Genomic DNA, 22,174 nt, shown 5'->3' on the forward strand with positions numbered 1-22,174 from the left:
CTTCTTAAAATTCGTCGTAATAGCCGCTCCTTGAAACAGAGGTTTCTGTTTGAAGGTCGGTATCTGTATTGTTCGCTCTGGTTTCCAGCCGCTCGCTTTTCGCAGCCCGTTTTGCAGCTGCGATCTCTTTCTTCTGGACCGTTTGGTACTCCACGAACGCCGATTCATCCGCGAGCTTCAGATCCCCCGGAAGAGAAGCGAGCGCTTCAAGTCCCTGCATCTGGTCATCCGGCTTTGCGATCCAACTGCCGCACAGTTCGGCTTCGAGCCTTGCCAGTGCATTGCTATCCAATGACCGTGCACCCAGCTTTGCCCTGATCATCGCGGCGTCACCGGAGGTCCGCAATTTATTGATCGCTCGGTACATAGCGGCGAGACCAGACTCGCTTTCCTTGGCATTAGCCAGACGAAGCTGCTGCCGTGCTACGATCCATTCCTCAAGCGAAACGTTATCGTCCAGTCCGATTTGGTTTTCGACTGCGAACCAGCCCTTATCCTTGCCTGCATAGACGGCAATGGAACGCAGATTCGCTGGATCGTACTTGATCTCAAAATCCGTCTGACCATGTTTCAGGCGAAGGCGCGTTAGCGCATCGTTCGAATAAGGAATGCCCATGAAAGACACGCCATAGGACGAAATCCGTCGCGAAACCTTCTCCCCGAAGATGTGAAGCATTTCTTCTTCGTCGGGCGCAACGTCGATTGGATATTGGGATGTCGCCTTCACCCAAGCATTGTGCGGAGTTCCTCCCGCGAGTCCTGCATGCTTCGTGTTGTGGTAGATATCGCAGATCGCGTAGAGGAAGAATTTGATCAGCTCGTCACTCTGCAGGCTGAGGCGTTCCTCGGGATTGTAGTCTCCTTTCTCCTGAATAGAACCGAAGGTTCGGCCATCAAAATGGTGGGCCACCATCGGACCAATGGTCTTGAAAAGTCGTTCGATAGATGGTCTGGCTTGTGGTTCACCCGCTGGTGGACGGGTGAACGCAATGCGTGCATTTCTCAGAACTTCTTGTGTCCGCTGGCTGATGAACTCCTTGCCGTTATCGCAATAGATCTGGCGAGGACGCAGGCGTCCAATCCAGGGCGTTTCGCAACCCAACGCAGTGGAAATATGCGTTTTGTCGGACATGATCATTCTGATTGCTTCGACGGCATTGGCCGCATTCGGATTGGTGCTCGCCTTAAAAGCCAACACATAGCGAGTGGACATGTCGATGGCGGCAGCGAACCAAATGCGAGTGCTTCCGATCTGATTACGGTAGCTTTCCGGTAACAGGGACCACATCCCCGTTTCCACGAACAAGGACATCAATTCCACATTCCAGAAGTCCATCTCGATGCGGTCACCCGGCACCTCGAAGTGGAAGCTCCGCTTTACGGAAGAAAGCCGTCTCTTGGCGTAAGCCTCCCCGTGTCGTCCAGCGACCTTTGCGTACTCATCAAAACCATCAATGATGCTCTCGAATTTTGTGCGCGAAACCTTTTTGAGTTGAGAATCCCGTGACGAATTCATCTCAAAAAGCTTGGCCAGATAATCCTGATAAACCTGTGCCTTCGATTTCTTCCTGTTATCCATGTACCGAAGAGCTTCGCTGTGAGCGAAAGCAATCGATTCCGGGTCAGCGGAACGATAATAGATTCCAGGACCATGGTGACGTTGAACCAATCCGAGGGCGTCGCCTCCGCATCCGTGATACTTGGTGTAATCCCTCCAAAAGGTCTTGACCGATGGGGCGCGATAGAACGTGAGTTCCATCGGCCTGTCTGCGCGCTTGGCGCTTGGGAGAAGGCTTGACTGGATCTCGGCGTGCCAAGTATTCAGCAGATGCTGGAGCTTCTCATTGTTCCAACGTTTCCGCCCATATTCCGGGAATTCCGCGTCATAACGGTTGATCAGCTTTTCACGAACGAGAGCCAGCTTCTGAACCTTCTCAGGGAAATCAGAGAACTTTTTATCGCCGAAGATAATGCGTAGCTTCTGTTGCTCTGGTTCCTGATATCCATACCGAACCGAGGCCCGACCAGCAGAAATTTCATTATAGAGTTCCTGATGGCCGACAACGACTTCGTGGCTGTCGTCTTCCCTCTTGATGTGCCATCCCTCGCTGCCTCTGCAAACTGGAATCCAATGGGCGTTCTTATAGCTAAGCCTGTCGACCTTGCGCATGTTCACCAAAGAGCGCTGGAATGTGGCTGGCTGTGCAAAATAGCTGTTCATGTTAACCTCCTTTTTGAACGTAGCTGTATTGGTCGTCGTCTAGCGAACCACAGTCATCCAACTGAGTTCGTTGATCTGTCCCGGATTCACGGGCCTGATAATTTCGTGGTCGATAAGCGACCAAGCCGCAGTCCAGCGGCTTGAACGGCTCGTGCAGTTCTTGAACAATTGCCCAAATCGGAAGTGGCCTGGGCAGTTCTTGATCTCGTTGGCCAGCGCCAGATACTCGTTTTCATTGTAATGAGAGCGGGCGCGTAGGATGTTCATGGCGTTCAGAAATGCATCGATGTTAGCCTCGACTTCGGTGAGAAGTCTGAGCTTGATGTCGGGGTGTCGAGTTTCAATCTCACCCAGTGTCCCGATGCATTCCATGCCTGCCCGTTGAATGCGCTCCAGCACATCTTGCATGGCCGCCTTTTTCTTGAACGGCTTAACTGCAATGGCCAGGCGCACTCCGCTTTTCAGCACCACGTAATAGTCAAAGATATGCTTTCGTCCGACGCCATCAGCGTCGACGTAGCCCATTACCGGATACTGTGAATGAAGTTCCTGAACGTCTCGCCGCGCCTGAATTAATGTCGAAACCCGATGCTCAAGTTCACTTTCATGGAAGACAACTGTAACTTCATGAACGGTGGAACCACGAGCGGTTTTGGCATTTTTTTGATGCGGTTGACGGGTTGCAAATCCAGGGCAGGGTTCTTTCCAAAACTTGATGGAAGAGCTGCCACTTTCGGATGAGGCTGCCTTATATTTCCAAGCCCCCGACCTTGGTCGGGCCGTGACAATCTTGGTCAATGAGCTGCAGCAGATCACGTGAAGCGTCAGCTTCGGCGGTGAATCCGAGACCGGCACGTTGAAGACTGATGTTTCGAGATACTTGACGAGAAAAATTCATAGCTGTCCCCTGAAAGCTTTTGGTGGCCAGGATGGCCAAAAGTCTGTCAATTGGGGAACACAAGGATAAGCCGATGCAATTGCGCATCGGGTATTAAACCGACACCAATACTAGGCCTTGCTTGTGCTCCACTGGGTAGTCGGTTTGCGTATCATGGTGATTTTTCCTTTTGCTCGAGCGTTTAAGCTCAGGGCGCTGCATATGGCAGCATTTCAAATTGATTGCAAGATACTAATTTTATAATCGCCACTTCGGATCGCTGTATTCGGGGACGCTATATGCAAGTGGCGGTCTTGAATACGTACACAATCGTGTCGGGTTCCCGTTCTCAGATGCCATTTAGTAGATTACTTTCTGTGGCTACCGCAAAATTGGAAATAGTAATTCATTAAACGTAGCGTTCTATAGCAGATTTTGCAGCATCGTCATCTGGAGGGCGGAACAAAGTGCGTGATCTTAATTGGGTAGAATCCAAGCTGGGTGATGATGCTCTTAATCGGCTACATCGAAAGCTGTCTGGAGGCAAAGCCAATCAAAATGGTTATGAGTTCGAGCTGTTCAACTGTATTGCCGAGATAGTGAGCGTTGCCTCCGCTTATGATACTTCTCTTGAGAGCGACGATGGAGAAGTTGCAGATCATCCAAATGCTGTTCGCATGACGCAAGGTTGTCTTGCCTTTGTCGATGATATTATGATCGAAACTCCGGATCGCTTAAGGTTCATACAAGTTAAAAGCACCTCGTGTTTAACGTGGGACGCGAAACTATTTGAGGACTTTCAAAACCAGTATGATTGGTTGATGGCGTACGGAAAAAAATTTGAACTGGTTCTCGTAACGATATCAGAAGGAGTAAGGAATAATTTAATTTCAGGTAGGTCAAAGTATACTTTCGACAAAGCCATCATTATTTCGAGGAATCCGGACGAGACAGAGTGGGTGGAGAAAATAAAATCGCTGGTGACGGGCGTTCCTTCTCTACGTAATGCACGCCTTTTGCATGGCCAACTGACTTTAGCTTGGATGGAATCAAATCGAGAGGAATTCATGGGGGAAACTCTATCCCGTGCAAAAGAAAAAACACGGGGTATGATCAAAGCATTTCAAAAAACTCCAGTCTTCCTTCAGGAGATCATTGGCGAAATTAAAAATCTTGACAATGATGTTTTGACACTTTCAGCCGATGGGCTGAGTATAATGTATCATATTCAAAATGAAGAAGATGAAATACAGGGAGTTATTTCGATTGAGAATTGGTGTGCGGCCGAAAGAGAACTGATCAATAATCCCCCTCAGACCGCCATAGCATTGATCACTCAGATTGCGGAAGGATTGAAAAATTTATGATAATTGTAGGACAATCAAGAGAAGGACTTAACGCGAGCGAACTGAGAGCTCTGAACTCGCTTCTCAAAGAGCAGTCTGATGAACAAGAGTTGACGGAAGTGATTTCTATTTTGGCGACACGTCTCGCCAACGAGCTTATTCCCATTGAGGGCGGTCGAAGTGTGCGGTTGATGGGGATTGCACATGATTTCGACTGCTTTTGTGATCCGATTTACAATCGTCTTGGCGCGCACGATGGTAAAATTGAACTCCACTGCATCTGGGGGAGCCGCTGTAGAGGGCTCAATGATTTCCAAACGTATATTGCTACGGAGTATGTTCAAAACAAAAATCAGCATTGCGATTTACTATGTATTGCTACCGCAGTCCTAACCGATGTGGAACTACTAGAAACACTGTTAGACCGATCAAACGAATTGTACGGCGACCACGCTCACACGCATATATTGTGCGCGATAGCTTCACATGAGGTGCGAAAAACTGCGCGAACGTTGGGCCATACCCTCTATAGCCTATACGATGTCGCTGAGTACGGAAAAGGTTATCACCCCGATGTATATGGAAGATATTTGAGTGGGCTTCCTTCTCAACGAGCTAAATCTCATTATTTTCCGAGTAATGTCGCAGACAGGATGTCGAGTTTAAAAAAATATGAAATATAAGCGATCTGCAAGAAATTCTTGTGCTTAATGCAAGAGTTGAAGCCGTGGACAAATGTCAGCAATATTAGGTTTCGGTTGGTGGATCCTCGGACAATACGAAAAATACATTCGCCAAAAGACTATCATTATTGGGTTGTACTCGGTCTGATGTCACGAATAGTTAGGTAGCCATTGAAGGAGTTGCCTTCGGTAACTTGCCCTTTGAACGGAAATAGGCCTTGCGCCGTTTCTTCTTGGCACCTACGCGCCAGGTCTTAGATTCCACGATGTCGCAATATCGCTCGAAAGAATCTTCACCAGCGGGGGTGCGGACGACGGAATAGAATTCATTCTTCCGCCCCTGCAGGACAGAAGTGTCGCCATGTTCCAGATTGCAATTGAAAATATCGATTTGCTCAGCTGTGGTGCGTGTCTTGTCGTCGTTGAGTGTGAATCCCGCCTCATCAACCGCCATCAGGAGCCCCTCGAACGCTTCCCGTAGGGCAGGCTCATCATTACCTGATAGGCAGATATCGTCCATATAGACTGACACCGTGACGGAAGGATTGAGGCCGCGCAGGTAATTGCCGATAGCCGAGCGCGCCAACACGAGGGTGGCGAGGATTGGAGACTGCACAAAGCCATAAGGGATGACGTAGCCGCCGCCCTCATATGGGTTTTTCACAGTTGACCACTTGGCGTAATATTCGGCCCGGAAGATGCCGATGTCTTTTAGGACCCGCTTTAGGCGGTTTCTCTGGATACTGTAGAAAAACCGAGCGATGTCAATACGGCAGAAAAAATGGTTGGCACGGTGCTTATGCAACGCTACCACATGTGAGCCGTCCTTAAAGTGATATATGAAGCTGTCAAACTTGTAGGCCTTGTTGACTTGTTGCTTAATTTGGTGACCGAGCTTCTCACAGAACTCGTTAGGTGCGTAGACCGGCTTGCCGTTGCGTTGGAAGGAATAGAGGAAGTTTTCGAACGCGACGGGCATAGTTGACAACCTTGCTGAGCAGATCAATCACAGACTTTATGCAATCCAAAGAAAGCGTTAGCACTGTCAAAGCTACTACAGCAAGGTCGAGACGCTTACGAATTTTCTTCATGCGCGAATCCTCCATTGCGAGACTTCAGCAAACTGCAACCCAGGTTTTAACCATGGAGCCGTCAACTGAGAGAAAGTTATTCTCGAAGATCGTACATCCGGACAACCTGTAGGTGTATCTTTCCGTCGATCCGTGAGCTACAGCCTAATACTGAAGTCAGCATAGATTTATGTAAGGTTGCGCGGATTTACAATAGGGTGTGCCCCTTCCTGAAGCAAAATTCCTCCATGGCCTTCGATACGCCGTTGCGTCGGTCAGAGCCTTTGACGAGTTGGTAAGATCCAGCCCATTGCGGTCAAGGGAGCACTCACATTTACTTCCACTCTGCTATACGATTCTTACCAGCCTCGGTCAGCACTGCCGCTAAGAAGTCACTACTTTTACGATGATCGATGTCAAACCGCCTTGCCGGGATCGCATGTACAGCGGTCGAATGACCGGCACCTACAAGAATTAATCCAATTCCATGTCGTATGCACTCGTCCTTTACGCGAACTGCTTGTGCGGGGTCTTTAGTCGTCCATGTAACTTCATCCAGAGGAAATACTACGTATGAACGTGTTGCCGCACTTCGGTGGGACATTGCTTCAAAAACTGCCAGCACATTACTGGTGTCGGCCCGCTTCACCTCAAACGTGACAACGTCGAATTCCGATCCGATTGTCCAAGGAAACTTCTTGTAGGAGACCATGGTGAAGTCTGGCCTTGTCCAAGGTCCCGCGATTTTCGAGTCACGGCGCGCTGTGTTTTCAAGATAAAACTGAGACTTGTCGTAGCCTTCGGCCTCCCAAATTTCCCGAAACGCACCTTCAATGGAGTCGTAGTAAGCTTCTTCTGGTATTATGTACGGAGCCACGAAGGTGAACATATTCCGATCACCCCACTTTAAGACCTTCCTTTCCGAGCCGTGCTGAACTGCGGCATCGAATAGGTCTGGGTCAAAATCATATGTTCTCTTGAGCTTCGTGCCACTCATTGTTTTGTGGATTTGAAGCGCCTGAACCACGGTCTCAAGACACCGAAGGATTTCAATGTTAGGATGCGGCACGTCTTCCCCCCAGCCGTAAAATGTTAATGTAGATCCATAACAAGACATCGCCGATTTCTCTACACATTTTCCTTGTGCGTCGGCTATTCAATGATCCAGGCGAACGACTGGGAAAGCTGGAAGCGGCTACAAAGGTCCGGGATGGGGTAGGAACCGGTCATTGATAACTGTTTATTTCCATGGCTGCCATTGCATACGCGATCACCGACACCGGCCCGACCGCTTCGGGCCTCAATTATGACGTCGACAACGAAGACACGTTATTGTGAAATGTGCAGTATCCGCGCAATCAAAAGGGAGTTCGCATGCGTACGGATTGGAACCAAATCAGAAACATGATGAATGCGGCGATTGAAGCTTGCGAGCGTATTGAATCGACGGGTGCGCGTTATCTGGGCCCATAAGCATCTATAGTCATTTCAACATAAATTTTATGCAGCCTTTCGATTTTCGCTTATCCGTTGAAACTCCGCCAGTATCTCCGGATAGTATTGGGCAAGTTGCCGGACAATACGGACGTTCTCTAGCAATCGACCTACATATCCAGTGGCAATAACCAGATCGATGTTATCTTTGCCGTAGTCTTCTTCGGCAATCTTGAACTCCTTTTCCAAGTTTGCCGTTTCGCGTTCCATTCTGGAAATCTGCTCAAGTGTTAGCCCTTTAGCTGCTTTTTGGGGGGCGATCAGCATGCTCTCGGGGGTCGATATCACAAGCGAATTCGCATAGCTTTGGCTATAGTTGTTCATCGCAATCATAAGTTCGGCGACTTCAATTTGCCTCATTGGTTTCAGCTTTTTAATTTGAGACATCGAATTCAACGGTACGTGTCTGTCTTTTAGCAGCTCGGCAGCCTCAGGACAGATACCGTCGAGCAATCGTTTTTTAGCCCTGATGCTGTTGATGTTAACGTTCAGTGCTCGAGCCAAGCGTTCCTCTGAAACGCCTTTTTCGATAGCCTTCATAATCATTCTGTACTCTTGGATCGTCGCCAATTTGCTGATCCTTTTGTTGTAAGTGAAGGCTTCATCTTCGGTTGCAACAAGGCATACGACCTCGGTGTCGCCCCTCTTGCGCAAAACATCCAAACGCAAATGGCCGTCTAAAAGATGAAATAAGGTAGTATTCTGCTTGTCTCTCACGACGACCGGCGGTTCTATTAGGCCGATTTCCCCTATGGAAGCTACTATTTGAGCATACTTGGAAGATCGTAACGCGGCTGGTGTCATAGGCCTCAAGGGAAGAATGGAATCCAGTGAAATGCGAAGGCTGGTTGTTTCGAAAGCTAGTGATACGGAGCCATCTTTACTACTATTTGACATGTACCTTCTCCAGATTTAGAGCTTTCGAGCCAAAACTTCGGGAATGGTTGTCAATCCTTCCTCTTCAAAGATTGGCCTTAATCTATTGTCGAGAAGAAGCGTTTTGACTGCTGCAATAATGAATGCCAGTCTGCTCTTCGCGGCGTCAGCTCTCTTGATCAGCATTTTCTTTTTGGTCGTATCGGCTTCGAATGCCTTGAGAATGGCGTCAGATGACATCGGGCGAGCTCGGCTGTCATAAACCTTTAGGCCTTTACCTCGAAGGCGACGCATTTCGACAATTCTCTTGGCCTGTATGAGCTTGCGTCCACGAAGAAGCTTGCTTTCGTATGCTGTCTGCAAGGCTGACTGAATCTCGTTGTTTTCTGCACATGCAATTTCCAGTGCAATGGAGAATGGAATCTGTCCGCACTCTACAGCATTGAGCAGTCGTTCTTCCCCTTTTTCGATGAGGCTTATAATTGCATGAATATATTCGGGCGTGAGGCCAGTCATTTGTGCAATCTTCGGAACAGAATGGCCGCGCCGACTCATACCTGCGATGTCTTTCAACAAATCGACAGCGCGAAGTTTACGCCTTGCACAGTTCTCCACTAGGCTTGCGATGTAACAGTCTTCCGTTCTCGCATTAACTACAAGTGCTGGAACTTCGGTCTGGCCAAGCGCTATAAAGGCTTCGATACGCCCTTGACCACAAACTAAATCGTAGCATGGTCCTTCAGACGTCATACGGCGCGCGACAGTGATAGGTCTTTTCAAACCGATCTGGCCGATATTATCGATGATTTCTCGAAACTGTTTTCGATTTCGACTGCGTGCGTTAATGACCGTGATACTGGAAATGGGTATCATCTCGATCTTCTGGGCGGGTGTAGCAGACATCATGCAACCTCCGAAATTGGGACGCGAGCAGCCAAAGAATACAAATTGTCTAGCGATTCAGTGCGAAATGCGTCGAAATATAAACCGTTCTCTTCACAAAGGCGCACCACGGCTTGCTCAATCGTCATCGTTGGCAATAGATAATAATCGTGAGCGGCAGAGTTCGATTGGTCCATACGAACGACGAGTGAAAAATCCGGGCGAATTTCTGTATCGAGCCGAACTTTCCATCGAAGGTGACCATTGGGCGTAGTCAGACACCGCGCGATTATAAGTGAGACTGTAAACTCACCATTGATAGTGAGTAGATCTGTTTCTGGATCCTGGTTTACAGTCCCACCCGTAATTTGAAGGCCCTGGACGAGCTGGCTTATTAGATCGCGATGTCTTACGCGCAAAGCCTTATTAATTTCAATGAAACTGTAATCTTTATCCGGCGCAAACCCCACTAATGTATAGGCTCGAAGCAGACTACCGAAGCGATGAGTAAAGGCGCTGCTTGAAGGACATTCTTCCGCTTCATCTATTATCAATCCAGAAAGATAGCCCGTATCGTGAAACACCTTTGCCAGTTTCTCCAACATTGCCTCGTCACTCAATCGCGCAGAGCGCTCGAGAATAATCCCCGTGGCTTTCAGGAAAAGTTCCTCGTTTACAATTGGTTCAAAGACGCTGTTAGCTCGAACCCATTCTTCCGGGGGATTTCGTGCATGTTTGGATTTGAGTTTGAAAGACGTCTTTGCCCAAACATTGTTGCCAATGTATTTTTCGTTAGTGAGTACCTGATGAACGGTACCTCGCGTCCATTGGCGATTTAAATCGGTCAAGACGCTCATCTCGTTCAAGTGATGGGCTATTTCGGCTTCCGTCCGTTTCTGATTAACAAATAAATCGTAGATATCCCTCACTCGTTTCTGCTCCTCTAGGGGGCCGGGAACGAGAATGACCCGATCAGTCGCGATGCTCTTCTGCTGACCTGGCAAAAGTTCGCTTTTCTGATTGCCGCACTGATCGATTAACATGCGTCGCAGGCCGTAACCGGCAGCACCACCTTGTCGAAAGCCTAATCGGATTAGGCGAACTTGCCCATTATAAACTTTGATGGAAAGATCACGACTGTACTCGCCAGCCATGGCGCGTTTGAGTGTTTTAACGATGGAAGAGCCCATACTGCCGTCATTCGAAAATAGCTCTCCGCAATAATGCACCGAGACACCGGCACGTTTGCATTTCAACTCAATTTCTGCAGCTTCGTCAGGATCTTGAAATCGTCCGAGGCGGCTAACGTCGTATACAAGGAGAGCCTTGTAATGAACGTGACTATTTTCAATGTCGAAAAGTAACCTCGTTAATGCGTCGCGCCCACGTAGACTTAGGCCGCTCTTACCTTCGTCAGCATAGAGTTGAACAATTTCATAATTGTTCTTCTCGGCATATGATTGAATAACGGCAAGCTGATTGTCGGTTGAATAGCGCTGATGGTCTGTAGACATACGTACATAAGCTGCCGCCGACACGGGAGGCATTGAGACGGGACCTGTTTGGTGACTCCAATCAATAATCATCGTCTTTCTTGGCGGAATAGCTGATTAAAGAACGACTATACACTATAAGGGTAAGAACAATGGTTCCTAAAAAGGGCACAGAAGTTCTGAAGCAATCGCGGCGTATTTTTCTAGAAGAGATGTCAATCGCGTTAAAATCAGAACTTGGCGATAGTCGCAAAGCGGCTAAAGAAATCACAAAATGGACAGGGGCAAGTGATCGGACTGCAAAATATTGGTTGTCGGGCGCTCGCGCGCCGAGCGGTTGGCAACTGATTGTTCTGGCCGAGCATTCCGATGCTGTTTTTCAAGCATTTCTGCGTTTAAGCCGCAGAAATGCGTTCCAAGTGTCCGTAGAACTAAATGTGGCAAAAGCGGCACTGAAACGAGCAACCAACCTCATCGACGGATTGTCTGTTCCTTGAGGATGTCGGGTCAACAGCGGTACCGGAAGGCGGGATTCAACCCTGTTCAGAAAAAATCGCAACTACAACGACTAACAATCGCGGCCATAGACTGACGTGCAGAACATTGCGCGAACGTGGAGACCATGAAATCATGTCATCTTCTGAACAACAGTTTGTCGAACAGATAAAGAGAAACGAGACAAACCGTTGGCTTTTGGAAGTTCTTCCCATAATGAAATTGCCTCAAGCTACTCTGACTGCGGGTTGCTTATTTCAAACAGTATGGAACCTCAAAAGTGGCAATGAACCAAATTGGGCCATCAAAGATTATGATGTTTTCTACTTCGATGCCGACGATCTCTCGTGGGAAGCAGAAGACGCTCAGATTCAAAAAGCCAGAGAATTGCTAGGCGATCTTGCAGATAAAGTTGAAATCAGGAACCAAGCTCGTGTCCATCTCTGGTATCAGCAGAGATTCGGTTCCCCTTGTCCGCAACTCACGCGAGTTGAAGACGGAATTGATCGATACCTGATCAACTGCACTCGGTTTGGGGTCGGCATTGAGAGTGGTGCAGTCTATGCTCCGGATGGGTTCGACGACATGCGCACTGGCATTCTCCGCATTAATCCCAATAACCTTCAAATGGATCAATTTCTCAGCAAATGTGCAGACTACTAGGTTAGATGGCCATGGCTTTCAGTGGCGCTTTGAACTTTATTTTCTGGTGCCAATTATCCGCATCCATTTGCCTTTATAAACCCAGCTGCGCTTGTTAGGCTCAGCCAAACCACAAGCGCTTGGAGGCCACATGACGAAGCAGGCATTTATCATTGGCGGAACCGGGCAAATCGGTCGGGTAGTTGGCCTGAAATTGTTGAAGGAAGGGTGGGGCGTTACCTTCGCAAGTCGTAATGGAAACATTCCCGATGAAGCCGTGAGCTTTGGCGCTAAGGCAATCTTTTTGGATCGTGAACAACCGGGCGCTTTAGCACAGGCCATCGGCGAAGGCGCTGACGCTGTGATCGACACAGTGGCGTTCGACCAAACACATGCAAATCAGTTGCTCGAACTGGAGTCATCAATTGGGCAGCTTGTAGTGATCTCGTCATCGAGCGTTTATCGTGATGCGTCTGGCAGAACACTTGATGAAGCGCGAGAGAATGGTTTTCCGGACTTGCCAGACGGGATGACAGAACAACAGTCAACTGTCGAACCTGGTTCAACGAATTACTCGACAAAAAAGGTTGCGCTCGAAAGACGGCTACTCGATAAAGCTAGGCGTTCTGTTATAATTTTACGTCCCGGTGCAATTCACGGCACGCATTCTTCGCATCCCCGCGAGTGGTGGTTTGTGAAGCGCATGTTAGACGGCCGTGAGGTGATTCCCATCTGTTTTGTGAGCGCGACGAACAACCCACCTTTTCTTTTGTGAATGAGGCCGCGAGATAAGCTCCTTCATCGATAGGAGCGGAATGGAATGGTTGGAGAACGCGCTGATGCCATGCTTGAAGTCATGGATGAAGGCATGCATGAAGCTAGGCATGAGGGAAAGTATCGTCGGATCGAGGTGATCACCGGTCGGCGCCAGCGGCGGAATTGGTCAGACGAGGAGAAGGCGCGGATCCTTGCGGAAAGCGCGGAACCTGATGTTAACATCTCGGCCGTTGCCCGGCGCTGGGGCGTCAATCGCGGCTTGCTGAACGTCTGGCGCCGGGACGCTGGGCTGACCTCCCAACGATCTGCGAGGTCCAGTGCGCAGCAGGCGATGTTCGTGCCCGTGACGGTGGTTGGCGATCGAACGCCTCCCGGAAGCTTGCCGTCGGATGTCGCCCACGTTGCCGCAGGTCGGATTGAGATCGAGATTGCTGGCGCGCGCATGACGGTTATGGGCCCGGTAGCACCTGAACTGGCGCAAGCGATGGTGGCGGCCTTGCGAGGTCGCCGGTGATCGGAGTTTCGCCGAGTGGCGTGAAGATCATGGTGGCGACGCAACCTGTCGACTTCCGGCGCGGTATGAATGGTCTTGTGGCTTTGGTGGCGTCAGCGCTTGCGGCCGATCCCTATTGTGGCGACGTGTTCGTGTTCCGCGCCAAGCGTCTGGATCGACTTCGCTGCATTTACTGGGATGGGTCAGGCATGATCCTGGCGACAAAGTGGTTGGAAAGCGGAAAGTTTGTTTGGCCCCCGATCCGCGATGGTGCGATGCAGATGAATGCCCAGGAGTTCTCACTTTTACTGGCGGGCATTGACTGGACACGGGTCAAGCGAAACGCGGTGAGACGACCCTCAAAAGTAGGCTGATCCTATTGGTTTTGCTTGAAGATTCAGGTTCATATGGTAGGGTCAGTCATGCTGCTTCGACCCGATCCCTTGCCTCAGGATGCTGCGCAATTGACCCGGATCATTCTCTCGCTCGACGAAGAGAATGCCGACCTCAAAGCGCGTATTGTCTTCCTTGAGCGCCAGCTCTTCGGGACGAAATCGGAGAAGATGACGATCATCGATCCGGCCCAGGCAACACTCGACCTGGGCGATCCAGGCGATATTCCCGTTGCAGCCAATGACGATGCCGCACCGGCCGATGAAGACAAAACACAGGCACGGCGATCGCCTGCCCGCAATATCGGCCGTTTGCCCAAGCATCTTCCGCGCTATGAAGAGATCATTGAGCCGGAGAGCAAGATTTGCCCTTGCTGTTCGTTCGAACTGCATTGCATCGGCACGGACGTCAGCGAGGCGCTCGACATCGTACCTGCTGTTGTCCGGGTCAAACGGACGATCCGGCCGCGCTATGCATGCCGGGCCTGTGAGAGTGCCGTCGTGCAAGCACCTGCACCGGCGCGCGTGATGGACGGTGGCATGGTGACCACTGCGTTTGCCGCGCATGTCGCTGTTTCGAAGTTTGCCTGGCATCTCCCGCTCAATCGTCAGGCGCAAATGCTGGCCTCCTGCGGTGTCATCATCGATCGCGGCACGCTTGGCGCCTGGGTAATGCGGGTCGCCTGGTGGCTGGAGCTTCTCTATGACGCGCTTACCGCCTTTATCCGCTCGCAGCCGAGAGTGTTCTGTGACGAGACGCCGTTGCCCCGGCTCGAGCCGGGCCGCAAACGAACCAAGGTCTGCCAGTTATGGGCGCAGGCGGTTGACGACCGTCCCTGGAATGGTCCGGCACCGCCGGCTGTGGCCTATATCTTTACCGAAAGCCGCAGCGCCCGCGAGATCGAGGGACAATTGTCGTCGTTTACCGGCGTGCTTCAAGTCGATGGATACCAAGCCTATAAAACCATGGTCAAACGTCGGGGCAAGAGCAATGTCGCACCCATGCGGCTAGCCTTCTGCCTTGCCCATGCCCGGCGCAAGTTCGTTGATGTCGTCAAGCTGACGGGTTCTTCGGAGGCTTTGTCGATCCTTGCCAGGATTGCGGAAATCTATCGGATCGAAGCAAAACTGCGCGGCGAAAGCGCCGATACCCGGCTCGTCGTGAGACGTCGGGAGGCAGCTCCAGTCATGAGGGAGCTGAAGGCCCACCTCACCGAACTGCGCGACGAGGTGTCGGCGAAATCGGCACTTGGCAAGGCCGTCAGCTACACGCTCAACCATTGGAGCGGGTTGACAGCCTGCCTTGATGATGGCCGGATCGAGGTCGACTCCAATGTGGTCGAGCGTTCAATGAAATCCGTGGCCCTGACGAGGAAGAATTCGTTGTTCGTGGGCAACGAGCGGGGTGGAAAGACTTTCGCTGTCCTCGCATCGCTCGTCAACACCTGTAAACTGAATGGTGTGGACCCCGAGGTCTGGCTTGCCGATGTGCTGGAGCGCATCATCTCCGGCAAAGTGAAAGCCAACGAAATGGAAAGTCTCCTGCCGTGGGCCTGGAAGGCTGAGCGTGAAGCGATGACACAGCAGGAGCGACGGGCGGCATGACACCGAACAGCCAGGCGACGACGGCACGACCGAAGCTCGATGACGAGGCGTTCGAAGCCTTTATCAGGGCACGTCGTCCGGCATCGCCAATCTGGTCAATGAGCGGTCTCGATGGTTATCTTACGGCTCTCATCATCGGCCCGAAGTTCATCGACCCACGCAAGTGGATCCCGGAACTGACCGGCCAGGACGCCCTGAACTTGCCGATGCAAACAACCGAACATCGGGCCGTGCAGACGATCGTTGCGGAATATAACCGTATCTCCGCGAACCTTTCCGAAACCCCGAAAGACCACAGGCCCAGGTTCACCAGGATCGATGACCAAACCTTTGATCCGTTCGATTGGGACCTCTGCTTTTTGCTGGCAACAGGATACGCGCCGAGGCTTTGGCAGCCGGTTCTTCGAGGTCATGCCGGGACTGGCGATATCATTGCGCCCATCCGCAAGCTCGGCGAGACAAAACGGAAAGCGACCCGCCAGGATGCTGCTGACGTCGCCGAAGCACTCGTCAATATCCGAACCTACTTTATGCCGAAGCGGGCAAAACAGAAGTTCTGAAAGAAAGTGCTATTGCGATCCCGTCAACGCCGAAAGCAGTGGGCTGTTCGTCGCGCTCACTCTGTTTTAATGGGAAAAGCCGTTTCCATACGACTGCCGCGCTGAACATAGCCGAGGTGACGAACGCTGCTTTAAACCAAACTGGGAGCCTCATCCTTAATATAGCAGATCCGGTTGCTCCGACCGTTCATGAGATCGGCTCTCACATTGCCAAAGCCATGGATTGGAAAGGGATACTTAAGCCAATTAATGTCGCCGATGCAGGTAAGGACTCGCTCGTTGGCTGGACACCTTGGTCAGTTCCTGCTCCGTTTACTTTGAGTACTGAAGCCGCACAGAAAATCGGATACATACCGGTTACCGATTATGCGCGTTCAGTTACGAACACTTGCCAGTGGCTTCGAAACTTGTCTGACGAGGACTGGCAACAACGCTTTCCCGCCTTGGCACGCTATACCATTCCCTTATTTGATTACGTCTCGGAAGACGCATACTTCATGGTTAGTCGGTGATTTACTCTCCAAACTCACGCGCCCATTTGTTCAAGCTCAAGCACGTTCCCTTCAGGATCACGTGCATAAGCGATAAAGTAAGGCTTCTCCGGCATTCCGAAATTTGTAGTTTGCCCGATCTGTGACCCACCCGCCCTGATGATTTTCGAAAGTATATCGTCGAGGTTCTCTATCCGGAAAGAAAGATGACCATAACCAGGTTCATTGACCTTTGGCAGGTCGCGCGAATGGGTGGTCTTATGCTCATGTATCTCAAGGAAGGGCCATTCGAGCTCCGGAAACTTTAACCAGATCGAATAGATCTCGCAATCCGGAAGCCCGTTACCACGTGAGACCTTATCGCCTGATAAAACCCTGGGCTCGCGAAGCAACTCGCATTTCATGACGTCCATATAAAATGCAGCGAGCGTTTCCGCATTTCTAGCGACCAGATTGATGTGAGCGAGTTTCAAGGCTAAGTACCTTCATCTTGGTTTGAGTTCCTTTTTAATTGCCACGTATGGGAACGCAACGGCCTCGTGCCAAAGTCGATATGTCTATTTACAGACACGATCTGACGTTGAAGACGGATCACAAACTCGAAATTTCGTTCAACACGGACTTGCACGCATCCTTACCGCTCTGTGCTTCTGTTTGAATTTCGGACGAGACGACGAGGCGATGAAATCGTACTTCCTCCTCGTTAAAGTTCTTCAACGTTTGCTGTGCCTGAGCGGCGGTTTTCGGGGCGACCGCCGACGAACAGTTTCTCGCCGCCCATTCAATCAGTGTAGCCTCTCTAAGTGTTCGAATTCGAGCCCGTTCAGCGGCGGTGCGAACCTGCAAGTCTTTTTTCGATTGCTCAACAGGGGTAAATACATCCCGCATGGCCAGATCGCATGGATCGTCTCCCCGGTCTCGAATTAGCAAGGCGCGTTCCGCATTCAGGGTACGGAAGAGTTCTACAGCGTTGGTATCATTTGTTTCGCTCAAGATAGTCTTGGCGCTCATTGCCCTTTCTGTATTTATAGCGGGAGAGCAATTATCGGCGGTCCATTCTACTAAGGCAGCTTTGTAGAGGCGGTAGACCGGACTTTTTTCCAAAGCTGCCTGCGCATCAGTGGAAACTTCAGTCGTCTCTGCAAGACATTGACCGCTCATTGCCGTGAGCGCAACGAACGCACTAGTAAAGTAGTGACGAATTTTCATTTTAGCCATTCCAGATGAAGAACAACCTCGCAAACATTAATATCGATTATTCGCGGGGATATTAGGGCTGGTTGATAGGATATTGTGGTGGGATGTAGCTTTATTCCCTGCGTCATCGCACTGGCAATTCTAATCAGATCAGGGACCTGCGGATTTTAGAATTAAACCGCCGATTTGGATTTTTATACGCGAAATAGGAGCCGTGGATTTAGCCAGCCGATGGAGCGTTCCTTGATATATTGCCCGCTTGGCGCGAGCATTATCATAATATCCGAGGCTATACTGAGCAGGTTTGCCGAAGAGCTTACAGAAGGGTAACGTTCTCAGCCTTCGATTTACCAGTCTTGCGATCCTGTCCAACGTCATAACTCACTTTATCACCGTCCCGGAGGTCTCCGCCTGCCATTATACCAGAGATGTGAACGAATACATCCGGACCACCATTTTCTGGTGTGATGAAACCGAAGCCCTTCTCATGATTGAAAAATTTTACTGTACCTGTAGCCATGCTTTCCTCTTTCGCATTCTTCTGAAAATAAATTTTTATATTTTAAGCAATCTTCTGGCAATGAATTTGGTTATTGCCTCCGAGCGCGGGTAGTCGATTTGGTTTCTCGCAGAAGAATCCTTTTCAGTTGCCTTTCGTTGAGTATCGAATAACGTTCGAGCTTCGCGGCGATTGAAGAAACGGCTTTCGCTTTTTTCTCGATGATGCCGACCGCTCTATCAAACTGGATTCGAAGGATTTCATTCACACGCTGATGGAGATGGGTATTTTGGCGCAGTAGGGTTTCGTCGCACAGATCCATAGTAGCTAAGAAAGCCAGCCCGTTACCCAAGCCGAAGGATGCTTCCATCCGAATTGCAATTCGGGTCGCTTCTGCTAGATCAGATTGAGAGCCGCCGCCGCTGCCATCAGTCGTCTCTCCAAACACAACCTTCTCGGCGGCTAACCCACCCAAAAGTGTGCAAATCTGCGCCTCAAAAGCGTTTCTGGTTGTTAGGATTCTATCTGCTCGAATTTGCATCAGTGTGCCGCCGAGATTGCAATCACGGTCTCGGAAGGTTCGCCTGATATGAACGGACACTGGTTTGATGCCAGTAACATCGAACAATTCATCTGCAACGATAGCATGCCCGGCTTCGTGAATGGCTGTTCGGCGGATGTCTTGAATACATACCGGGCGCGGAGAATGAATATTGATGGCAAGGTCTGACGCGCTTAGAGGGGCTTTCCTCGTTCGTGCGCGGCTCCGTGCTTCTCGCACCAGTCGGGCAATGTCTGCACCGGACGCGCCTTCAATCCTAACAGCGATTTCAGAAATGTCTTCCCCTGACAGGGCATCTCGCAAATGGTATTTGAGGATTTGTTCCCTTCCGACTGCATCGGGGAGGGGGATGTGAACATGCCGTTCAATTCTTCCAGAACGAATGATCGCAGGGTCAATTGCATTGATGTCGTTGGTCGCTGCAACTACGACGACACCTTCTCGTCCATCCAGACCGTCCAAGCACTGCAAAAATCCATTGATAACCTGCCGCGCGTAATTGGAATTTCTCCCAGAAAGCTGGGATCGTGTTCCGAAACTGTCAACTTCATCGACAAACAAAATGCATGGCGCTTCCCGTTTCGCCTGCTCAAATGCACAAAGCATCGCTTTGAGGAGATCGTCTAAGCTACCTTTGGCTTGCCATTGCGCTAGAGAGTGCGCAAACAAGGGGACTTTGCAGGTTCCAGCTAATGCACGAGCAAAAAGCGTTTTGCCGACGCCTGGCGGCCCACAAAGCAACACACCACGATCAATATCGTCCCAGTCCAGTTCTCGCTTGGCGAAGAGAGCTAGATCTTCTGCAAGCCTTTTTCCCCACGAAGCCGCTTCGCCGTATCCTGCGATATTATCGAGGTTGATCTCGTTTTTTGTGCTGATCGCTTTTGCTCCTCTGGTCACGCGATCAAGCTTGTGTTGAACGTCCTGATCACTCCATGATTGACAGATCATCGAAGCGAGGATGCGTAACGAGAACGGGGCAGGGACAGGCAGATCGGAAAAACGCGGCGGAGTTAGAAGACTTTCATTTGCAATTGCTTCACACAGAGAGCCATCAATCTTGATTTCGATGATATCATCAGCGGAGTCCAACACCTGCTGTGGCAAGGAAGCTACGTGTTGTGCGAAATAGACGGTTTGCTTGTAGGTGACGTGATCATCACCAAAATCACTGTGATCCCGCTTTTGGGCTGTTAGTAGGACGATGCTTCGCTGTGACGGCCGTTTCGAATTGTAATAGTCCAACCGACCAAGGGCCTTCTCATAAAGCTCCAGGTCATCTGCATGTTCACATGTCACAACTAGGTCCAGCACTCGGCCCGCGAGTAAATCATGAAGACCTCGCCTTCGAATTTGCCGAATAAGATGCGCAACAGCAAGGCGCAACGCCAGGTTTTCGGGTGTCTGTTGGAAATTCTGCATTCTGTTTTCTCACAAGGTTTCACAGCATTGAAAGATGGAGACCGGCTGCAGTGCGATATTCGAAACATTGTCATAGACGTCGCCCTCAAAAAATTAACGTAGACCTCTGACTGGAGCGGGTTTACCGAGTCGATAAAATCGCGAATACGTGCGCGCGAAGTGCAACTGCGGATCGACATAAAACAGTTCGCTTGTCGTAATCAGTCTGCGGCTACCGAGCTTCGGATGCTCTAGAACCATTCCTTCTAGACACGGTAAGGAGCGGGTCGTTCGAACCCAGTCGTTGAGAAGTGGGCTGTTATCCAAAAGGTTCAGGTCCGGTTGTTTGCCCTCGCGTAAAACCCTGAGATCGTTGATCAATTTTTCGAGCGTATTGATCGTTTCAGTTAAATAGTTCAGATTGTTCATCGTAAGCCTCCTCGTTATCGGGCATCAAAAGCCGATCTGGATAATTCTGATTTTGAAGTTAGATTAAGTTCTCGAAACCCTAGTTTCCGGGCTTATTCTTTCATTCAGGTCGAATGAAACTTCTCCAGAAAAATAGAGCGCGGCCAAAGCGCTCATCGGTTCGTTAGAATTGCGTACCAACTGACAGCAATGTTTAAGAAGTAGAGGACCGTCATCGTCTAACGCGGAAAGTAGTCGAAGTCGGTCTCCGAGCGAAACCGTAGATGAGGCAAAGGGAACGAGATCGACGGCATTAAAAATGATTGTTTGTTCAATCTTTTTGTAGGTGTGCTGATCATATAACCAGCCTTCATTCTCTGCCGCCGCAAGAGCCCATTCCGGTGTGTCATGGACATCGACAAGGTAGTCGCCATCCACTCTCTGAACTGCGAAGTCTGGGATGTGAAATGTCTCTGTCGAGCCGAGTAGGATCGGCAGGCACGACCATGCCAGTACGTCGGGGCTGAGGTCAAAATAGCAAGCTAGGTTTCGAGCCTTCTGTGATCGAAAGAGAGCGCGGCCCCTGCACTTTAAAACAACTGAAGGTGCAAATAAGTTGCTGGCCGCACGAAGATGTGCGTCAGCTAGGACATCATTAATGGAATGGAACATTGCATTGCTCCTGAGGACGGCAAGCCGTCTATGAACTGCGGGGTTCAAAAACTCAGAAGGTACGTATTCGACGCGCGCGGGTGACAAGCTCAACAGGGAGCATAGTCAGCAATGGGGAATGGGTGAGCGCGTGTTTCATGGTGGGAACATAACAGGAACAAAATCTGGGAGTCAAGGCACCATTTCTGTTTTTTTCGATCCAGCATACCATTCACCTGTAGCAGGATTGCAAAGTCCAGGAAGTGTGTACCATTGATGAATTCTAAGGAAATCGCTGACGTTTTCTGTCGCTATCGGAATTTGGTGGCGTATTGAAGCAGCGGCTATTTGCAGGTCTTGACCAAATTTGGGCTTCTTAGATTTTGCGTCTGGTACCCACAGAGATTTCAAGGCTGGCGTAGAGATCATCTGCCCAATTATTCGGGCGGTAATGACGTCTTGATCAAGGCAAACGAGGTCGCTGGCGAGTAGTCGATCCAGCCATTTCTCCAGTGCATCCGCGCGGGGCGAGCCCGAGAGCCGGAGATTTTCTATTCCCTTCTGTATCTCGATTACAGTCGAAACAGAGATCGCAAAATAATTGTCCGGAAATCGCTGGGACCATGTGATAAGCTGATGCGGAGGATTCTTGTAAGCAAATTGACTTATGATGCAGGTATCTAGTAGCAGTCGCTCATGCGTTTTCATACTGCACTCGCAAGCGTGGTTAATTGATAAGCATTATCTGGGCAATTACAAGAATTTGGTAAAATAAACATTAGTATATCTAACGGTGGCTCGCAAAAGCTGTCGCTATTAAACATGGGGTGTTTTGTAGATGGGTTCTGGAAAACATTGGACTATTACTGAATTTATTTCAGCGCCAGATGATGTTTTGTCTCTTGTTGATGCACAAAGTCCGCAATTTTTAGTGTCGGGCAGTAAGGTTTATAAAATTGAAGCCGTCCAAGAGGATCAGGCCGAAAATGCAAAAGCTATATTATTTCGCGGTGGGCCATTGGATACTGGTGACAGATTAGATTGAGCGGGCTTTGATTG

The 22,174-nt window shown here is 50.0% G+C and carries 25 protein-coding genes; 11 read left to right on the plus strand and 14 right to left on the minus strand.

The window, feature by feature from the left end:
- Window positions 1-4: 4 nt before the first annotated feature.
- Entirely contained in the window at window positions 5-2,221 is a 2,217-nt protein-coding gene (locus WIX40_RS06455) for a TnsB C-terminal domain-containing protein (RefSeq protein WP_339439302.1), read from the minus strand.
- A gap of 39 nt (window positions 2,222-2,260) precedes the next feature.
- Window positions 2,261-3,019, minus strand: a complete 759-nt coding sequence (locus WIX40_RS06460; RefSeq protein WP_339439304.1) for a hypothetical protein — start codon at window positions 3,017-3,019, stop codon at window positions 2,261-2,263.
- 546 nt (window positions 3,020-3,565) lie between these two features.
- On the opposite strand from WIX40_RS06460, the gene WIX40_RS06465 reads away from it, so the two are divergent.
- Window positions 3,566-4,465, plus strand: coding sequence for a hypothetical protein (locus WIX40_RS06465; protein WP_339439306.1), 900 nt, complete (start codon window positions 3,566-3,568; stop codon window positions 4,463-4,465).
- Entirely contained in the window at window positions 4,462-5,127 is a 666-nt protein-coding gene (locus tag WIX40_RS06470) for a hypothetical protein (RefSeq protein WP_339439308.1), read from the plus strand. Before WIX40_RS06465 ends, WIX40_RS06470 begins: the two co-directional genes overlap by 4 nt.
- A gap of 160 nt (window positions 5,128-5,287) precedes the next feature.
- On the opposite strand, the gene WIX40_RS06475 is transcribed toward WIX40_RS06470, so the two are convergent.
- The 5 genes from WIX40_RS06475 to WIX40_RS06495 form a co-directional block, all read right to left on the minus strand.
- Window positions 5,288-6,106 carry a reverse transcriptase domain-containing protein gene (locus tag WIX40_RS06475; RefSeq protein WP_339439309.1) on the minus strand — a complete coding sequence of 273 codons (819 nt, stop codon included), beginning with the start codon at window positions 6,104-6,106 and terminating at the stop codon, window positions 5,288-5,290.
- A 425-nt stretch (window positions 6,107-6,531) separates the two neighbouring features.
- A complete protein-coding gene (locus WIX40_RS06480) occupies window positions 6,532-7,314 on the minus strand; it encodes a hypothetical protein (RefSeq protein WP_025200284.1) in 783 nt (260 codons plus the stop codon).
- Between the two features lie 383 nt (window positions 7,315-7,697).
- The gene (locus WIX40_RS06485) at window positions 7,698-8,588 is read right to left on the minus strand and encodes a plasmid partitioning protein RepB C-terminal domain-containing protein (RefSeq protein ID WP_339439315.1); all 891 of its coding nucleotides are present in this window, start codon (window positions 8,586-8,588) and stop codon (window positions 7,698-7,700) included.
- Between the two features lie 15 nt (window positions 8,589-8,603).
- Entirely contained in the window at window positions 8,604-9,473 is an 870-nt protein-coding gene (locus tag WIX40_RS06490) for a ParB/RepB/Spo0J family partition protein (RefSeq protein WP_339439317.1), read from the minus strand.
- Window positions 9,470-11,035 (minus strand): recombinase family protein, encoded by a 1,566-nt coding sequence (locus tag WIX40_RS06495; protein ID WP_339439319.1) that lies wholly within the window; start codon window positions 11,033-11,035, stop codon window positions 9,470-9,472. Before WIX40_RS06495 ends, WIX40_RS06490 begins: the two co-directional genes overlap by 4 nt.
- A gap of 59 nt (window positions 11,036-11,094) precedes the next feature.
- Here WIX40_RS06495 and WIX40_RS06500 point away from each other — a divergent pair, with 59 nt between their 5' ends.
- From WIX40_RS06500 to WIX40_RS06535, 8 genes are all read left to right on the plus strand, one after another.
- Window positions 11,095-11,439 carry a hypothetical protein gene (locus tag WIX40_RS06500; protein WP_339439321.1) on the plus strand — a complete coding sequence of 115 codons (345 nt, stop codon included), beginning with the start codon at window positions 11,095-11,097 and terminating at the stop codon, window positions 11,437-11,439.
- Between the two features lie 133 nt (window positions 11,440-11,572).
- Window positions 11,573-12,100 (plus strand): nucleotidyltransferase family protein, encoded by a 528-nt coding sequence (locus WIX40_RS06505; protein ID WP_339439323.1) that lies wholly within the window; start codon window positions 11,573-11,575, stop codon window positions 12,098-12,100.
- 130 nt (window positions 12,101-12,230) lie between these two features.
- Window positions 12,231-12,854 carry an NAD-dependent epimerase/dehydratase family protein gene (locus tag WIX40_RS06510; protein ID WP_339439325.1) on the plus strand — a complete coding sequence of 208 codons (624 nt, stop codon included), beginning with the start codon at window positions 12,231-12,233 and terminating at the stop codon, window positions 12,852-12,854.
- 45 nt (window positions 12,855-12,899) lie between these two features.
- Window positions 12,900-13,370, plus strand: coding sequence for an IS66-like element accessory protein TnpA (gene tnpA / locus WIX40_RS06515; RefSeq protein WP_043062545.1), 471 nt, complete (start codon window positions 12,900-12,902; stop codon window positions 13,368-13,370).
- Window positions 13,367-13,723 (plus strand): IS66 family insertion sequence element accessory protein TnpB, encoded by a 357-nt coding sequence (gene tnpB, locus WIX40_RS06520; protein ID WP_043062544.1) that lies wholly within the window; start codon window positions 13,367-13,369, stop codon window positions 13,721-13,723. The genes tnpA and tnpB overlap by 4 nt, the downstream gene beginning before the upstream one ends.
- Window positions 13,724-13,771: 48 nt before the next feature.
- Window positions 13,772-15,346 (plus strand): IS66 family transposase, encoded by a 1,575-nt coding sequence (gene tnpC, locus WIX40_RS06525; RefSeq protein ID WP_043062543.1) that lies wholly within the window; start codon window positions 13,772-13,774, stop codon window positions 15,344-15,346.
- Window positions 15,343-15,906: a UPF0149 family protein gene (locus WIX40_RS06530; protein WP_112591117.1), complete on the plus strand. Its 564-nt coding sequence runs from the start codon at window positions 15,343-15,345 to the stop codon at window positions 15,904-15,906. The genes tnpC and WIX40_RS06530 overlap by 4 nt, the downstream gene beginning before the upstream one ends.
- 116 nt (window positions 15,907-16,022) lie before the next feature.
- Complete coding sequence (locus tag WIX40_RS06535; RefSeq protein ID WP_339439338.1) at window positions 16,023-16,418, plus strand: NAD-dependent epimerase/dehydratase family protein; 396 nt, start codon at window positions 16,023-16,025, stop codon at window positions 16,416-16,418.
- Between the two features lie 14 nt (window positions 16,419-16,432).
- Here WIX40_RS06535 and WIX40_RS06540 read toward each other — a convergent pair whose 3' ends face one another.
- The 7 genes from WIX40_RS06540 to WIX40_RS06570 all read right to left on the minus strand — a co-directional run bounded on the left by WIX40_RS06540 (window position 16,433) and on the right by WIX40_RS06570 (window position 21,823).
- Complete coding sequence (locus tag WIX40_RS06540) at window positions 16,433-16,870, minus strand: VOC family protein (RefSeq protein ID WP_339439339.1); 438 nt, start codon at window positions 16,868-16,870, stop codon at window positions 16,433-16,435.
- A 118-nt stretch (window positions 16,871-16,988) separates the two neighbouring features.
- Window positions 16,989-17,606 (minus strand): hypothetical protein, encoded by a 618-nt coding sequence (locus tag WIX40_RS06545; RefSeq protein WP_339439340.1) that lies wholly within the window; start codon window positions 17,604-17,606, stop codon window positions 16,989-16,991.
- Between the two features lie 304 nt (window positions 17,607-17,910).
- Window positions 17,911-18,114, minus strand: a complete 204-nt coding sequence (locus WIX40_RS06550; RefSeq protein ID WP_200635851.1) for a cold shock domain-containing protein — start codon at window positions 18,112-18,114, stop codon at window positions 17,911-17,913.
- Between the two features lie 70 nt (window positions 18,115-18,184).
- Window positions 18,185-20,077, minus strand: coding sequence for an AAA family ATPase (locus WIX40_RS06555; protein WP_339439343.1), 1,893 nt, complete (start codon window positions 20,075-20,077; stop codon window positions 18,185-18,187).
- Between the two features lie 93 nt (window positions 20,078-20,170).
- The gene (locus WIX40_RS06560; RefSeq protein ID WP_339439344.1) at window positions 20,171-20,485 is read right to left on the minus strand and encodes a DUF6634 family protein; all 315 of its coding nucleotides are present in this window, start codon (window positions 20,483-20,485) and stop codon (window positions 20,171-20,173) included.
- Window positions 20,486-20,548: 63 nt separating this feature from the next.
- A complete protein-coding gene (locus WIX40_RS06565; protein WP_339439345.1) occupies window positions 20,549-21,136 on the minus strand; it encodes a hypothetical protein in 588 nt (195 codons plus the stop codon).
- A gap of 171 nt (window positions 21,137-21,307) precedes the next feature.
- A complete protein-coding gene (locus WIX40_RS06570; protein WP_339439346.1) occupies window positions 21,308-21,823 on the minus strand; it encodes a PIN domain-containing protein in 516 nt (171 codons plus the stop codon).
- Between the two features lie 130 nt (window positions 21,824-21,953).
- On the opposite strand from WIX40_RS06570, the gene WIX40_RS06575 reads away from it, so the two are divergent.
- Window positions 21,954-22,160: a hypothetical protein gene (locus WIX40_RS06575; RefSeq protein WP_339439348.1), complete on the plus strand. Its 207-nt coding sequence runs from the start codon at window positions 21,954-21,956 to the stop codon at window positions 22,158-22,160.
- The last annotated feature ends 14 nt before the right edge of the window (window positions 22,161-22,174 follow it).

The sequence above is a fragment of the Ochrobactrum teleogrylli genome (assembly GCF_037482325.1).
GTDB classification, from domain to species: Bacteria; Pseudomonadota; Alphaproteobacteria; order Rhizobiales; family Rhizobiaceae; genus Brucella; species Brucella teleogrylli.

Excerpts from the sequence above, each read along its gene's own strand:
- WIX40_RS06510 (WP_339439325.1), top strand. The coding sequence starts at position 12,231 with ATGACGAAGCAGGCATTTATCATTGGCGGAACCGGGCAAATCGGTCGG.
- WIX40_RS06570 (WP_339439346.1), bottom strand. The coding sequence starts at position 21,823 with ATGAAAACGCATGAGCGACTGCTACTAGATACCTGCATCATAAGTCAA.
- WIX40_RS06485 (WP_339439315.1), bottom strand. The coding sequence starts at position 8,588 with ATGTCAAATAGTAGTAAAGATGGCTCCGTATCACTAGCTTTCGAAACA.
- WIX40_RS06475 (WP_339439309.1), bottom strand. The coding sequence starts at position 6,106 with ATGCCCGTCGCGTTCGAAAACTTCCTCTATTCCTTCCAACGCAACGGC.
- WIX40_RS06555 (WP_339439343.1), bottom strand. The coding sequence starts at position 20,077 with ATGCAGAATTTCCAACAGACACCCGAAAACCTGGCGTTGCGCCTTGCT.
- tnpA (WP_043062545.1), top strand. The coding sequence starts at position 12,900 with ATGGTTGGAGAACGCGCTGATGCCATGCTTGAAGTCATGGATGAAGGC.
- WIX40_RS06545 (WP_339439340.1), bottom strand. The coding sequence starts at position 17,606 with ATGAAAATTCGTCACTACTTTACTAGTGCGTTCGTTGCGCTCACGGCA.
- WIX40_RS06495 (WP_339439319.1), bottom strand. The coding sequence starts at position 11,035 with ATGATTATTGATTGGAGTCACCAAACAGGTCCCGTCTCAATGCCTCCC.
- WIX40_RS06480 (WP_025200284.1), bottom strand. The coding sequence starts at position 7,314 with ATGTCTTGTTATGGATCTACATTAACATTTTACGGCTGGGGGGAAGAC.
- WIX40_RS06560 (WP_339439344.1), bottom strand. The coding sequence starts at position 20,485 with ATGAACAATCTGAACTATTTAACTGAAACGATCAATACGCTCGAAAAA.
- WIX40_RS06455 (WP_339439302.1), bottom strand. The coding sequence starts at position 2,221 with ATGAACAGCTATTTTGCACAGCCAGCCACATTCCAGCGCTCTTTGGTG.
- WIX40_RS06530 (WP_112591117.1), top strand. The coding sequence starts at position 15,343 with ATGACACCGAACAGCCAGGCGACGACGGCACGACCGAAGCTCGATGAC.
- WIX40_RS06575 (WP_339439348.1), top strand. The coding sequence starts at position 21,954 with ATGGGTTCTGGAAAACATTGGACTATTACTGAATTTATTTCAGCGCCA.
- WIX40_RS06505 (WP_339439323.1), top strand. The coding sequence starts at position 11,573 with ATGTCATCTTCTGAACAACAGTTTGTCGAACAGATAAAGAGAAACGAG.
- WIX40_RS06565 (WP_339439345.1), bottom strand. The coding sequence starts at position 21,136 with ATGTTCCATTCCATTAATGATGTCCTAGCTGACGCACATCTTCGTGCG.
- tnpC (WP_043062543.1), top strand. The coding sequence starts at position 13,772 with ATGCTGCTTCGACCCGATCCCTTGCCTCAGGATGCTGCGCAATTGACC.
- WIX40_RS06550 (WP_200635851.1), bottom strand. The coding sequence starts at position 18,114 with ATGGCTACAGGTACAGTAAAATTTTTCAATCATGAGAAGGGCTTCGGT.
- WIX40_RS06500 (WP_339439321.1), top strand. The coding sequence starts at position 11,095 with ATGGTTCCTAAAAAGGGCACAGAAGTTCTGAAGCAATCGCGGCGTATT.
- WIX40_RS06490 (WP_339439317.1), bottom strand. The coding sequence starts at position 9,473 with ATGATGTCTGCTACACCCGCCCAGAAGATCGAGATGATACCCATTTCC.
- WIX40_RS06470 (WP_339439308.1), top strand. The coding sequence starts at position 4,462 with ATGATAATTGTAGGACAATCAAGAGAAGGACTTAACGCGAGCGAACTG.